This is a genomic window from Pinisolibacter sp. DMC100, from assembly GCF_056313705.1.
This window is the reverse complement of sequence record NZ_JBQUZT010000001.1, coordinates 908,366-921,422: the sequence shown is the minus strand read 5'-3', so window position 1 is coordinate 921,422 and position 13,057 is coordinate 908,366. Positions and strand designations below refer to the sequence as shown.

Genomic DNA, 13,057 nt, shown 5'->3' with positions numbered 1-13,057 from the left:
CGAGTTTCGTGCAATTTCTTTCGCGACGCCATCCGGAGAACCCCTCCCACGGGCTTTCCAGTCGGTACTTTGTCGCATATCCTCTCGGAATCATTCGAAGGAATGGCCGAACGATAAATCAGAAATTTCTTGCAGTCACGCTGTGATTCCTGCTTTTCCATGGAACATCCTGCTGATCGCCCCGCGCGGGCGAGCCGCGCGTCCGGACGTCTCGACGCCGGGCGCGCGACATGCGACTTTCGTCCAATGGGCGCCGACGATTGGGGAAGGACGAGACTTCATGACGGGTAAGACGATCAGACTGGTGGCGCTCGATCTCGACGGCACCTCGCTCGACGGCGCCGGACGGTTCCGCGACAGCACGCGCGAGGCGGTGGCACGGGCGCGCGCGGCGGGGGTCGAGGTGGTGGTGGTGACCGGCCGCCATCACGTGCTGACGCGGCCGCTCCATGCCGAGCTCGGGCTCGACAATCCGGCGATCTGCTGCAACGGCACCTATGTCTGGGACTTCGCCGAGGGTCGACCGGTGGTCGGCGAGCCGATGGCCAAGGATCAGGCGCGGCGGATGGTGGCGCTCTGCCGTCGCCGCGGCGTCCACATGCTGGTCTACCTGCGCGACGCCATGACCTACGAGGTGGCGACGCCGCATCTCGACGGGCTCTCGGCCTGGGCTTCGAGCTTCCCCGAGCCGATCCGGCCGCGGCTCGAGCAGATCCCCGACTTCGAGGCGGCAATCGCCGCGGCGCCGCTGGTCTGGAAGGTCGTCGTCTCGTCGCCCGATCCGGACGTGCTCGCCGCGTGGCGCGCCGAGGCCGGGACCTTCGAGGGCTTCAACATCGAGGCGTCGTGGATCGACCGTTTCGACGTGATGGTGGCGGGCGCCTCCAAGGGCCCGCGGCTGATCGAATGGGCCGCCGCCAAGGGCATCGCCGCCGACGAGATCCTCGCCTTCGGCGACAATCTCAACGACGTGACGATGATCTCCGCCGTCGGCCACGGCGTCGCCATGGGCAATGCCGCCGATGGCCTCAAGGCGGTCGCCGACGAGATCATCGGCGACAACGACGGCGACGACATCGCCGCGGTGATGCGACGGATGATCGCCTGAGGCTCAGAGCTTCGTGCGCTTGAAGATCGGCTCGGGCAGGGCGCGGATGACGGTCATCACCCAGCGCCACACGCCCTTGACCCAGACGACGTCGCGCTTCTTCTCGACCGCCGCGAGGATCGCCGCCCCGACCATGTCGGGCTCGGCGGTCAACGCGCCGGGCAGCTCCAGATGCGCCGTCATCTTGGTGCGCACGAAGCCGGGCTGGACCGAGACGACGTGGACGCCGGCCCGGAAGCAGCGGTTGCGGAGCCCCGAGAGGAAGGCGGTGAAGCCCGCCTTCGCCGCGCCGTAGACGTAGTTCGAGGCGCGTCCCCGCTCGCCGGCGACCGAGGAGACGCCGACGATCGTACCCGAGCCGCGCGCCACCATCCGCTCGGCGAAGAGGCCGAGGATCAGCGCCGGACCTTCGAAGTTGGTGCGGAGAACCAGGCTCGCATGGTCGAGATCGGTCTCGGCGCGGCGCTGGTCGCCGAGCAGGCCGACCGTCGAGACGACGGCATCCGGCAGGGCTGCGAGCGCGTCGACGAAGCCGGCGAAGGATCCGCTGTCGAGCGCGTCGAAGCGCAGCGTCGCGACCTCGCGGCCGGTACGGGTCGCCACGTCGGCGGCGTCGCGGGAAAGCGCCTGGGCATCACGGGCGGCGAGCGTCACGCGCCAGCCGGCGCGGGCGAAGGCGATCGCCGCGGCGCGGCCGATGTCGGAGGTGCCGCCGAGGATCAGGACGGATCGTGGTTCGGTCATGGCGGGTCTCACAGGCCGAGGCGGAGGGATTGGCGCGACGCGACGCGGCCGGTCGGGTCGAGGCTGCGCCGGAGCGCGCGGAAACGATCGACGGCCTCGCCGTAGCCGGCCTCGAAGGTGGCACGCGACTGGCGGGCGTCCTTGGCGAGGTAGAGCCGGCCGCCGGCCTTCACCACGATCGCATCGAGCTCCTCGAGGAAGTCGAGGAGGCCGGGCGTCACGGGGAAGTCGAGCGCCAGCGTCCAGCCCTCGAGCGGGAAGGAGAGGAGGCCGTTCGCCCGGCCGAGCTTCTTCAGCACGGCGAGGAAGGAGGCATCGCCGCGCGCGGCGATGCGGTCGAGCATCTCGGCCAAGGCCGCCGGGCCGGTCGCCGTCGGCAGCACGCACTGGTGCTGGACGAAGCCGCGGCGACCGTAGATGCGGTTCCAGTCGCCGACACCGTCGAGCGGGAAGAAATAGGGCCCGGCCGCGACGGTGAAGGGCGCGCCGGCCCTGCGGGCGCCGAGGCGGAAATAGGCCTCGTTGAAGGCGGCGACGCTCCAGTGCGCCAGCGCGAAGCCGGGCGCGTCGATCGGCACGGCGAGGCGCGGTGCCGGGATCGGCGGGAAGGGATCGCGCGCGGCCGACGCGTCGAGATCGGCGCGGGTGGCGTGTTCGCCGAGGAAGACGAGCGAACGGCCGAGCGCCGCGCCGCGGGCGACGCAGTCGATCCAGGCGACCGAATAGGTCGTGGCGTCGGCCCCGTCGAGGGCCGCGATCGCGGCGGCGAGATCCTGCGCCACCACCGTCGTCTGGCGGATCCAGCCGGTCTCGACGGCGCGCAGGCGGATCGTCGCCTCGAGGATGGTGCCGGTCAGGCCCATGCCGCCGACGGTCGCGGCGAAGAGTTCGGCGTTCTCCTCGCGCGAACAGGTCACGACGTCGCCACTCGCCGTCGCCAGCACCAGCGAGACGAGGTGATCGCCGAAGCCGCCGTCGCGGTGATGGTTCTTGCCGTGGACGTCGGCGGCGATCGCCCCGCCGATGGTGACGAGGCGGGTGCCGGGCACCACGACGGGGAAGAAGCCGCGTGGGCCGAAGGCGTCGACGACGTCGGAGAGGAGGACGCCGGCCTCGAGCGTCAGCAGCCCGGTCGCGGCGTCGAAGGCGATCATCCGGTCGAGGCCGCGGGCCGAGAGCGTCGCCCGGGCGCCGATCGCGGCATCGCCGTAGGCACGACCGTTGCCGCGCGCCACCACGCCCTCGGTCGCGGCGAGCGCGGCGCGGGCATCCTCGCGGCGGGCGGGGGCGAGCCAATCGCTCTCCACCACCGGCCAGCGGCCCCAACCGGAAAGGCGGCGCATCATGACGACCTCCCGAAGACCCAGTGCTTGTCCATCAGGTACTTGATCCAGTTGCCGAGCGCGAGGCCGACGGCGGCGCCGGCGTATTTCGCCTCGACGGTCTGCCACAGGTGCCAGGCGCCGAGTTCGATCGCCCAGAAGAGCAGGGTCGTGCCGACGCCGAAGAGGCCGTAGACGGTGATCTTGCGCAGCTCGGCGGCGTGGCTCTCCCAGGCGTCGAAGAAGATGAAGCGCTTCTCGAGCCAATATTTGACGAAGAAGCCGACGCCGGTGCCGGCGAGCACCGAGACCATCAGCGGCCAGGCCGGCCCGATCCGGACCGTCGCCTCCTGGGCGCCGAGATTGGCGAGGCCGGCGATCACCGCGAAGAGCACGTAGCGCACGAAGACCGCATGGGCGGCGAGGAAGGGGCGGGTCGCCGCCTCACCGGCTTCGGTCGTCTCGCGCTCGGTCGCTTCGCTCATGTCGGCCTCCTCACACCACCGCCGCGACGACGATCGCGCCGATCAGCGCGAAGGCGAGGAGGCTGTTGCGATCCTTCAGGGCGAAGAGGATCGGGTCGTCGGCCATCTCGCGGCGATGGGCGAGCATCAGGGCGCGGCCGAGCCAATACAGCAGGATCGGGCAGACGAGCCAGAGCAGCGACGGGTGGCGATAGAGCCGATGCACCGTCTCGGAGGAGACCCAGAGGGCGAAGACGGTCACGGCATTGAAGGCGGCGGCGGCGGCGAGCGCCGAGACGACGGGCAGGTCGGCCTTGCGCCAGTCGCGGTTCTCCGGGTCCGGCAGGTCGCCGTCGATGCGGGCGGCGAGCTCGACGTAGCGCTTGATCAGGGCGAGCGCGGTGAAGACGAACATCGAGAAGCCGAGCAGCCATTCCGACACCGGCACGCCGATCGCCACCGCGCCGCCGATGACGCGGAACGTGTAGAGCCCGGCGAGCGCCAGCACGTCGACCAGCATCTTGCGCTTGAGCCAGAAGGAATAGGCCGTGGTCACCGCCAGATAGACGGCGATCACCCCGGCGAAGAACGGCGAGACCATCGCCGCGGCCAGGAGCGCCGCGACGACGAGCAGGGCGGCGGCGGGCAGGGCGGCGAGGATCGGCACGCGGCCGGCGGCGAGCGGCCGGCGCTTCTTGGTCGGATGGCCGCGATCGGCCGAGAGGTCGACGAGATCGTTGAAGACATAGACGGCGGAGGCGGCGAAGGAGAAGGCGAGGAAGGCGACGATCGCCTCGACGAGCGCCGTCGTGCCGAACTTCTGCGCCGTGATCAGCGGCAGGAAGACCAGCGCGTTCTTCACCCACTGGTGCGGCCGGAAGAGCGCGACCCAGGCCTCGGCCCGGCCGGGCAGCGGCGGCACGATCGTCACGTCGGGACGCGTCAGGGCAAGGCGGGCGCGGGTGGCGCGCGACGGCTCGATGGCGATGCCGCGGCGGCAGACCGCCCAGACCGGCAGATCGACCGCACCGTCGCCGACATAGTCGAAGCCCTTCTCGCCGAAGGTCTCGACCAGCCGGCGGGCCTTGGCCTCGCCGGTCAGGTTGACCGTGTCGTCGGAGGCGAGCCAGCCGTCGAGGCCGAGATGGGCGGCGACCGCGGCGACGTGACGCTCGTTGGAACCGGAAGCGAGCCAGACCGGTCGGCCGGCGCCGCGCGCCGCCTCGATCATCGCCAGCACGCGGACGTCCCAGGGCAGACGCGTCGGATCGACCGGGGTCGCTGCGGCGATCGTCGCCTTCAGCGCCGCCTTGCCGCGGCGGGCGGCGGCGATCAGGCCGCCGATCCGGCCGGGGTGGGTGGCGACATGGGTGGCCGCGGCCTCGACCAGGAGATCGGAGGCGACGAGCGTGCCGTCGAGATCGAGGACCAGCGGGATCGGCGCGGCCGCCGTCGCGGGGTCTTCGACTGGGTCGCTCATGCGGATCTCCGGGCAACGATGCGTCGGGCCGCGACGCGGGCGCAGCGACCGATTCGCGATCCTAGCACCGCATCCGCCGGGCGGCACCTCGTCGGCGTGCCGCGCCCGACTGCAACCGGCGCCCGCAGAGCCGCGACGCTCCCCTCCGAACGGCGACTGTCGCCGTCGCGGCGTTCATGACAGGGTGGCGCCGCTCGTCGGAACCTCCGCTCGATGGAGCCGTGCATGTCCTCCACCCACCAGATCGCCATCGGCAGCATCGTCGTCGGCCTCGTGGTGCTCGGGCTGAAACTGGTCGCCTGGGCGGTCACGGGATCGGTGGCGCTGCTCTCCGACGGGCTCGAGAGCATCGTCAACGTCGCCACCGCGATCGCCGCGCTGGTGGCGATCCGCATCGCCGCGCGTCCGGCCGATGCCCGCCACCCCTACGGTCACCACAAGGCCGAGTTCTTCTCCGCCGCGCTCGAAGGAGCGATGATCGTCGTCGCCGCGGCGCTGATCTTCCGCGAGGCCTGGGCCGGGATCCTGGCGCCGCGCGCCATCGACGCGCCGTTCGAGGGCCTCGCGATCAACGGTCTGGCGAGCGTGATCAACGCGGTCTGGTGCCGGGTGCTGATCGTGCGCGGGCGGCGGCTGCGCTCGCCGGCGCTGGTGGCGGACGGCCATCATCTCCTCTCCGACGTCGTCTCCTCGGTCGGCGTGGCGGTGGGCGTCGGACTGGCGGTCGTGACCGGCTGGATGATCCTCGATCCGCTGCTCGCCGCCGCGGTGGCGGTCAACATCCTGTGGTCGGGCTGGAAGGTGATGCGGGATTCGCTCTCCGGCCTGATGGACGAGGCGGTCGGCGACGACATCCTGGCGAAGATCGCCGAGATCATCGCCGTCGAGGCGACCGGCGCGCTCGAGGCCCATGCCCTGCGCACCCGGCACGCCGGCCGCGCCGTCTTCGTCGACTTCCATCTGGTGGTGCCGGGCGACATGGCGGTGCGCGATGCGCACGCCATCTGCGATCGCATCGAGGCGGCGCTGGCGACGGCGATCGAGGACGCGATCGTCACCATCCACCTCGAGCCCGAGGGCGAGGCCGAACACCGCGGCGTCCTCGTCCTCTGACGAGCGGCGCCTCGTCACTCCGTCGTACGTAGATCGACGCCGATTGACTCTCTCCCACTGAAATGTCGTCTGTGACGCGGGGCAAGGGGAGATTGTTCTTGCGAAGGTTGCGTATCGCCTTCGAAGCACTTCTGATCGTACTGGCGCTGATCGTGCAGATCCTGGCGCCGGTCGGTTCCAGTGCGGCCAGTATCCGCCTCGCCTTCGATCCCCTCGTCGACATCATCGTCTGCGCCCAGGACCAGGAGGCGGTCGAGCGTCGCGACGCGACGAGCCCGGCAGCACTCCATCACGGCGACGCCTGCGGCCTTTGCCGGCTCGCAGCCCCCGGCGGTTTCGCTCCGCCGGTCGAGATCGGCCTCGCCCCGCCGCCGGTCGAACGATTCCGCCCGGCCGAATGGCGCATCGCCGTCGAGGCGATCGTCCTGCCGCGGCTCCTCGACCGCATCCGCGCCCGCGCGCCCCCTTCCCTCTCCCGAGACGACGTCCGAACCGGCGCGATCCTCCTCGCCGCCTGATCTCGTCCACGAGGCGCCTCGACGCGCTTTCGGGAGAAGAAACCATGCAGTCCATCCCCACCCTCGCGAGGGGCTCCGGCCTCGTCGCGCTCGCGCTCGTGCTCGCGTCCTCGACGGCGCTGGCCGAGCCGGCCAAGAAGCAGAAGAAGGCGAAGACGCCGCCGCAGGAGCAGGGCCAGACGGTCGACGCGCCGCTGCCCGAGGTCGTGGTCTCGGCCGACCGACCGCAGCGCAACGCCGCCACCACCGACGGCACCGGCTCCTACACCTCCGGCGCCGTGACCACCGCCGGCAAGATCCCGATGAAGCGCATCGACGTGCCGAACTCGGTGTCGGTGATGACGCGCCAGCAGATCGAGGACCAGCACCTGACGACGGTCGACCAGGTCCTCGCCCGCACGCCGGGCGTGACGATGATCTCGAACGATCCGGCGCAGAGCCAGTACTACGTCCGCGGCTATTCGCCGGAGGCGATGGTCGACGGCGCGCCGGCGCTCTCCGGCTTCGGCGGCTACCAGCAGTTCGACACGGCGATCTACGACCGGCTCGAGGTGCTCAAGGGACCATCCGGCCTGCTGATGGGCCAGGGCAGCCCGGGCGGCGTGGTGAACTTCGTCAAGAAGACGCCGAAGGACGTCTTCGGCGCCTCGCTCATCACCAGCTACGGCTCGTGGGCCAACAAGCGCGCCGAGCTCGACGTCACCGGTCCGCTCGGCGAGGAGAAGCGCATCCGTTGGCGCGGCGTGCTCGCCGGCACCGATCGCAACTACTTCTACGACCGCTCCCACGACGCCAAATGGGTCGGCTTCGGCACGGTCGAGGTCGACCTGACCGACAGGACGCTGCTGACCGTCTCGGCCGCCCACCAGGACGCCCGCACGCCGTCCTATTCGGGTCTACCTGCGAACATCGCGACCGGTGCCTTCCTGGACGTGCCCCGCTCGACCAATCCCGATCCGTCGTGGTCGCGTTATCACTGGTTGACGGACGAATATGCCGCCTCGCTCGAACATCGCTTCGACAGTGGCTGGATCGCGAAGGCGTCGTTCGCCACGCGGCGCCAGCACTACGTCCTCAAGGACGCGTATACTTGGACCGGCGCGAATGCCTCCGGGGGCGCCGATTACGCGCGCCGTTCATGGCTCTACGACTTCGAGCGCAACTCGGCCGACGCCTTCGTGCGCGGTCCGATCGAGCTGTTCGGCCGCACCCACGAGGTCCTGCTCGGAACCAACTACGCCTTCTGGGGCTCGGAAGGCGTCGGAATGAACGCCGCGAACGTCACCGGCAACATCTTCAACCCCGACGCCACGGTTCCCGAACCGGCCTTCGTCTTCAACTCCGGTTCGCGCAGCGAGCAGAAGCAGGTCGGCATCTACGGCCAGGGCAAGATCAAGATCCTCGATCCGCTGACGCTGATCGTCGGCTCGCGCGTCTCCTGGTACGACTCGCGCTCGCGCACCATCCCGCCGGGCGCCGCGACCGGCTGGTCTCAGGGCTCCAAGGCCGACGGTCGGCTCTCGCCCTATGCCGGTCTCGTCTACGAGATCGTCAAGGGCATCAACGCCTATGCGAGCTACGCCGACATCTTCGTGCCGACCACGTCCAAGAAGTGGGACGGCGGCGCCGGCACGATCCTCGATCCGCGCACCGGCGCGCAATACGAGGTCGGCCTCAAGGGCGAGTTCTTCGGCGGCAAACTGCAGACCTCGGCTGCGGCCTTCTACATCGACGACTACAATCGGACGATGTCGGACCTCAGTCATCCGGGCTTCTATCTCAACGCGGGCAAGGCCAAGAGCGAGGGCGTGGAACTGGAGGTGACCGGCGAGGCGATGCCGGGTTGGCAGATCGCCGCCGGCTACACCTACAACCACACCAAGGTCCTGTCGGCGAGCCCGAACACCGGCAATCCGATCACCACCTGGCAGCCGAAGCACTCGTTCAAACTGTGGACCCAGTACACCGTCCAGGACGGGCGCTGGGCCGGCGTCTTCGGCGGTCTCGGCCTGCAGGCCTATTCGGATTCGGGCTTCGGCAATCCGCCGGCGCGCGTGCAGAACCCCTACACGGTCGTCGATCTCCAGGCCGGCTACGAGATCAACAAGCATCTGAAGGCGACCTTCGCCGTCAACAACGTGTTCGACACCGTCTATCGCACCCGTGTCGGCGGCACCTCCTCCTACAACACCTACGGCGACCCGAGGAACTTCCTCGTGACGCTGAAGGCGACGTTCTGAGCCTCGTCGGGAGGGCTCGGGCCCTCCCGCCTTCCCTCTTTTCCTCGAGGACATCATGACGACATCTCCCGATCGCCGCGCCGTGCTCGGCGCCGCAGCCCTCGCCGCGCTCTTCGCCGCCCGCCCCGCGAGCGCCGAGGACAAGCCCGCCGCCCCGGCGGCTCCCGCACCCGCGCCGGCCGCCCAGACGCCGTGGGAATGGACCGCCGCCAACGGTCCGCTGCGCGGTCTGCCCAAGGACCCCGATCCGCTGACCAACGAGTTCGAGAAGCAGCCGCGGTGTCGCTACTGCGGCATGGACCGGCGCAAGTTCTCGCACAGCCGCCATCTCGTCTCCTACGAGGACGACGGCATGGACGGCACCTGCTCGCTGCGCTGCCTGGCGGTCGGCCTGTCGCTCGGCATCAATGCCGACATCCGCGGCCTGTGGGTCGGCGACGCCGGGTCGGATGCCGAGGTCAAGCCGCTGGTTCCCGTCGACAAGGCCTTCTACGTGCTCGATCCGTCGCGCCCGGGCACGATGACGCGGGTCTCCAACTTCGCCTATGCCGACCGCGCCAAGGCGGATGCCGCCGCCGCGACCGAACTCGCCAAGACCGCCGGCGCCCGCGTCGTGCGGTTCGAGGAGGCGCTGAAGAACGCCCATCTGGTGATGGCCGAGGACAACGCGACGAACCGTCGCTGGCGGGCCGAAATGCGGCGCAGATCGGAGAAACTGAAGCAGGAACTGACCGGGCAGGCGCCGGCCAAGGCGCCGTGACGGTGCGATCGTCCCGGCATCATTGACCATGATCAAGGCGCAGATATCAGCAAAGCGCGATGGATCGATCCTCGACACGTCCCTCGCGGGAGATCGCATGACCGAAGAGAGAGCCCCGTCGTCGCGCGCGTCTCGGAACGCTCGTCCGATGCGGTGGCTCGCCCTCTTCGCGATGCTGCTGCAGGTCCTGCTGACCGCGGATCATCTCGGCGCCACGGCGGCCTCCTCGGTCTCCTCCGATGTCGCCGCCGCGGGCATTCTCTCGCTCTGCCACGGCGAGGCCGGCGATCGCACCTCGCCGATCGACACGGTCGACGACCCTTGCGTGCTCTGCGCCTCGGCGGCGGTGACCGGCAGCGGTCCGGCGCCGCAGGGGCCGGTCGTCGTCGGCCCGGCGGTCGTCGCCGAAGCCCGGGTCTCCGAGATCGTCATCGCCTTCCTGGTGTCGCGGCCGGCGTCGCGCTTCGGCGTCGTCCGCGGGCCTCCGCTCTCCCTTCGCGCCTGATCGACCGAAGACACGACGACGCCGGCGCAGACCGTGTCGCGTCGTGTCTCCTCAGCCCATGCACGAAGGAATCCATCCCATGACCGATTTCCCGATCGATCGTCGCGCGCTGGTCGCCGGCGCCGCCCTCGCCTCGCTCTTCGCCACGCAGACGGGTGCCCAGGAACAGCCGATGGCGCCCTGGGCCTGGACCGACGCCAACGGCCTGATCAAGGATCTGCCGAAGGACAAGGACCCGACCACCGACGACACCAAGAAGTTCCCGCGCTGCCGCTACTGCGGCATGGTGCGCGCCAAGTTCTCGGCGACCCGCCACCTCATCCACTACGAGGACGACGCGGTCGACGGCACCTGCTCGCTGCACTGCGCGGCGATCGGTCTGTCGCTCAACATGGACAAGGGTCCGAAGGCGATCTGGGCGGGCGACGCCGGTGCCGACGGCGAGATCAAGCCGCTCGTCAACGTCGACAAGGCCTTCTACGTCGTCGACCCCTCCAAGCCCGGCACGATGACGCGGGTGTCGAACGCGGCCTATGCCGACAAGGCGAAGGCGGAGGCCGCCGCCAAGGCGGAAGCCTCGGCCAAGGCCGGTGCCGAGGTCGTCGACTTCAACGGCGCGCTGCGCAAGGCCTATCTGGTGATGGCCGACGACACGATCATGCTGCGCACCCGCCGCGGCGAGATGCGCAAGAAGGCCGCCAATCCGCAGTGATCGGTCATCGCATCCCGGTCGGGCGCACGCCCGGCCGGGGTCGCCCGGAGACATGCCATGATCCGACATCGCCGTCCCGCACGCCTCGGCCGCCGTGCCTTCGTCGCCGGCCTCGCGACCTTCGCGTGCCTGCCCGTCGCGGAGGCCGCCGACGCCGACAAGGCCGCCGCCGTCGCTCTGCCCAAGCCCGGCGAGCGCGACGTCTGCCCGGTCTGCGGCATGTTCGTCGCCAAATACCCCTATTGGATCGCCTCGCTGCGCTTTCGCGACGGCCACATGGAGCATTTCGACGGGGCGAAGGACCTCTTCAAATATCTCCGCGACGTCGGCCACTGGTCGCCCGGCCGCAAGGCGGAGGAGATCGAGGCGGTGGGCGTCACCGCCTACTACGAGGGCAGCCTCGTCGCCGCCGAGACCGCCTGGTACGTGATCGGCTCGGACGTGCTCGGCCCGATGGGCCACGAACTGGTGCCCCTCGCGACCAGGGCCGACGCCGAGGAATTCCTCACCGATCACAAGGGCAAACGCATCCTGAAGGCACCCGAGGCGACGCTCGCGCTCACCGCCGCCCTCGACGACGGACGTTTCGAATGACCGCGTCCGCCCCCCACCCGCCGCGGCGCCCGCGCGGCTCGACGATGGCTGCCCTCCTCTTCGGCGGGCTCCTCCTCGTCGGCGCGGCGCTGGTGGCGGCGGTCGTCGTCCGCGACGATCCGGCGGGGCGACGGGCGCGGGCCTCGGCGATCGCCGCGGAACTCGCGCTGAGCGATCCGGCACTCTTCACCGAGGCGCGCTACACCCGCCATCCGTCCCTCGCCGACATCCATTCGGCGTTCCAGGACGGGCCGGCGAGCCTCGATCATTTTCCCACCGCCTCGCTCGTCGTCGCGCCGCGCGCCTTCCCCGCCGGCCGGCTCGAAGCCGGGCAGGAGTGACCCATGCGCGCCGCCTTCGAACGCCGCCGCCAACTTCTCGACTTCGCCGTACGCTCGCTGATGCGTCGACCGACCAAGAACATCGGCCTGGTGGCGATCTACGCCCTCGTCGTCTTCCTGCTCGGCTCCGTCATGCTCTTCGGCTCGGCAGTGCGCCGCGAGGCCTCAGCACAGCTTTCGAGCGGACCGGAGATCACCGCCCAGGCGATGGTGATGGGCCGCCACGACCTGACGCGGACGGACGAGGTCGCCGCACTCGGCACGCTGCGCGGCGTCCGCCGCATCGAGCCGCGGCTGTGGGGCCATCTGTGGGACAGCGCCGGCGCCGCCAACTACACGCTGATGGTGCCGCCGGCCGCCGACGGCGCGCTGAAGGTCGGCAAGGGCGAGACGATCGTCGGCGAGGGCGTGGCGCGGGCGCGCCGGCTCGAGGTCGGCAAGCCGCTCTTCCTCGTCTCGCCCGCCGGCAAGTTCCTGCGCAGCCGGGTCAAGGCGATCCTGCCGTCGGACTCGGCGCTGGTCTCCTCCGATCTGGTGCTGGTCGAGGAGAGCGACTTCCGCGCCTTCTTCGAACTGCCGGCGGACGTGTGGACCGACGTGGCGATCACCGTCACCAACCCGCGCGAGGTCAAGACCATCGCCGAGAAGGCCGGCATCAAGCTGCCGCGCCACCGTTTCGTCACCCGCGACGACATGGGCCGCAGCGTCGAGGCGCTGTTCTCGTGGCGCGAGGGGCTGACGCTGGCGCTGCTCGCCGGCGCGCTGATCGCCTTCGCGCTGCTCGCCTTCGACCGCGCCTCCGGCCTCTCGGCGGAGGAGAAGCGCGAGATCGGCATCCTCAAGGCGATCGGCTGGGAGACGCGCGACGTCGTCGCGGTGCGGCTGACGGAAGGCGCGCTGATCTCCGGCCTCGCCTTCGTCCTCGGGATGATCGGGGCGTGGCTGCACGTCTTCTTCTTCTCGGCCGGGCTCTTCGCCCCTGTCCTGACCGGTTGGGCGACGCTCTACCCGCGCTTTCCCCTGTCGCCGAGCGTCGACGCGCTCGAGGTCTTCACCCTCGCGATGCTGACGGTGGTGCCCTACATGGCGGCGATTCTCGTTCCGGTGTGGAAGACGGCGTCGGCCGATCCCGACGCGGTCATGCGGTGAGGCGGCG

At 70.2% G+C, this 13,057-nt stretch carries 14 protein-coding genes; 10 read left to right on the top strand and 4 right to left on the bottom strand.

Features of this window, described 5'->3' with window-relative positions; translation table 11 throughout:
- Positions 1 to 280: 280 nt before the first annotated feature.
- Positions 281 to 1,108 (top strand): Cof-type HAD-IIB family hydrolase, encoded by an 828-nt coding sequence (locus ACT541_RS04265; protein WP_476134527.1) that lies wholly within the window; start codon positions 281 to 283, stop codon positions 1,106 to 1,108.
- Positions 1,109 to 1,111: 3 nt separating this feature from the next.
- On the opposite strand, the gene ACT541_RS04260 is transcribed toward ACT541_RS04265, so the two are convergent.
- Genes ACT541_RS04260 through ACT541_RS04245 form a run of 4 tightly spaced genes read right to left on the bottom strand, consistent with a single transcriptional unit; the run spans position 1,112 to position 5,118 of the window.
- A complete protein-coding gene (locus tag ACT541_RS04260) occupies positions 1,112 to 1,852 on the bottom strand; it encodes an SDR family oxidoreductase (protein WP_476134525.1) in 741 nt (246 codons plus the stop codon).
- 8 nt (positions 1,853 to 1,860) lie between these two features.
- Positions 1,861 to 3,195: an FAD-binding oxidoreductase gene (locus tag ACT541_RS04255; RefSeq protein WP_476136028.1), complete on the bottom strand. Its 1,335-nt coding sequence runs from the start codon at positions 3,193 to 3,195 to the stop codon at positions 1,861 to 1,863.
- Positions 3,195 to 3,659: a GtrA family protein gene (locus tag ACT541_RS04250; RefSeq protein WP_476134523.1), complete on the bottom strand. Its 465-nt coding sequence runs from the start codon at positions 3,657 to 3,659 to the stop codon at positions 3,195 to 3,197. The genes ACT541_RS04255 and ACT541_RS04250 overlap by 1 nt, the downstream gene beginning before the upstream one ends.
- A 10-nt stretch (positions 3,660 to 3,669) precedes the next feature.
- Positions 3,670 to 5,118 carry a UbiA family prenyltransferase gene (locus ACT541_RS04245; RefSeq protein WP_476134522.1) on the bottom strand — a complete coding sequence of 483 codons (1,449 nt, stop codon included), beginning with the start codon at positions 5,116 to 5,118 and terminating at the stop codon, positions 3,670 to 3,672.
- 225 nt (positions 5,119 to 5,343) lie between these two features.
- Here ACT541_RS04245 and ACT541_RS04240 point away from each other — a divergent pair, with 225 nt between their 5' ends.
- From ACT541_RS04240 to ACT541_RS04200, 9 genes are all read left to right on the top strand, one after another.
- The gene (locus ACT541_RS04240; protein ID WP_476134520.1) at positions 5,344 to 6,231 is read left to right on the top strand and encodes a cation diffusion facilitator family transporter; all 888 of its coding nucleotides are present in this window, start codon (positions 5,344 to 5,346) and stop codon (positions 6,229 to 6,231) included.
- 98 nt (positions 6,232 to 6,329) lie between these two features.
- Positions 6,330 to 6,749, top strand: a complete 420-nt coding sequence (locus tag ACT541_RS04235) for a DUF2946 domain-containing protein (RefSeq protein ID WP_476134519.1) — start codon at positions 6,330 to 6,332, stop codon at positions 6,747 to 6,749.
- A 44-nt stretch (positions 6,750 to 6,793) separates the two neighbouring features.
- Positions 6,794 to 8,989 carry a TonB-dependent siderophore receptor gene (locus tag ACT541_RS04230; protein ID WP_476134517.1) on the top strand — a complete coding sequence of 732 codons (2,196 nt, stop codon included), beginning with the start codon at positions 6,794 to 6,796 and terminating at the stop codon, positions 8,987 to 8,989.
- A gap of 55 nt (positions 8,990 to 9,044) precedes the next feature.
- Positions 9,045 to 9,749, top strand: coding sequence for a nitrous oxide reductase accessory protein NosL (locus ACT541_RS04225; protein WP_476134515.1), 705 nt, complete (start codon positions 9,045 to 9,047; stop codon positions 9,747 to 9,749).
- A 148-nt stretch (positions 9,750 to 9,897) separates the two neighbouring features.
- Positions 9,898 to 10,254, top strand: coding sequence for a hypothetical protein (locus tag ACT541_RS04220; RefSeq protein WP_476134513.1), 357 nt, complete (start codon positions 9,898 to 9,900; stop codon positions 10,252 to 10,254).
- 79 nt (positions 10,255 to 10,333) lie between these two features.
- Positions 10,334 to 10,966 carry a nitrous oxide reductase accessory protein NosL gene (locus tag ACT541_RS04215; protein ID WP_476134512.1) on the top strand — a complete coding sequence of 211 codons (633 nt, stop codon included), beginning with the start codon at positions 10,334 to 10,336 and terminating at the stop codon, positions 10,964 to 10,966.
- 57 nt (positions 10,967 to 11,023) lie between these two features.
- Positions 11,024 to 11,560 (top strand): nitrous oxide reductase accessory protein NosL, encoded by a 537-nt coding sequence (locus tag ACT541_RS04210; protein ID WP_476134510.1) that lies wholly within the window; start codon positions 11,024 to 11,026, stop codon positions 11,558 to 11,560.
- Positions 11,557 to 11,901, top strand: coding sequence for a hypothetical protein (locus tag ACT541_RS04205; protein WP_476134508.1), 345 nt, complete (start codon positions 11,557 to 11,559; stop codon positions 11,899 to 11,901). The genes ACT541_RS04210 and ACT541_RS04205 overlap by 4 nt, the downstream gene beginning before the upstream one ends.
- Before the next feature lie 3 nt (positions 11,902 to 11,904).
- Positions 11,905 to 13,050, top strand: a complete 1,146-nt coding sequence (locus tag ACT541_RS04200; RefSeq protein ID WP_476134507.1) for an ABC transporter permease — start codon at positions 11,905 to 11,907, stop codon at positions 13,048 to 13,050.
- Positions 13,051 to 13,057 lie beyond the last annotated feature (7 nt).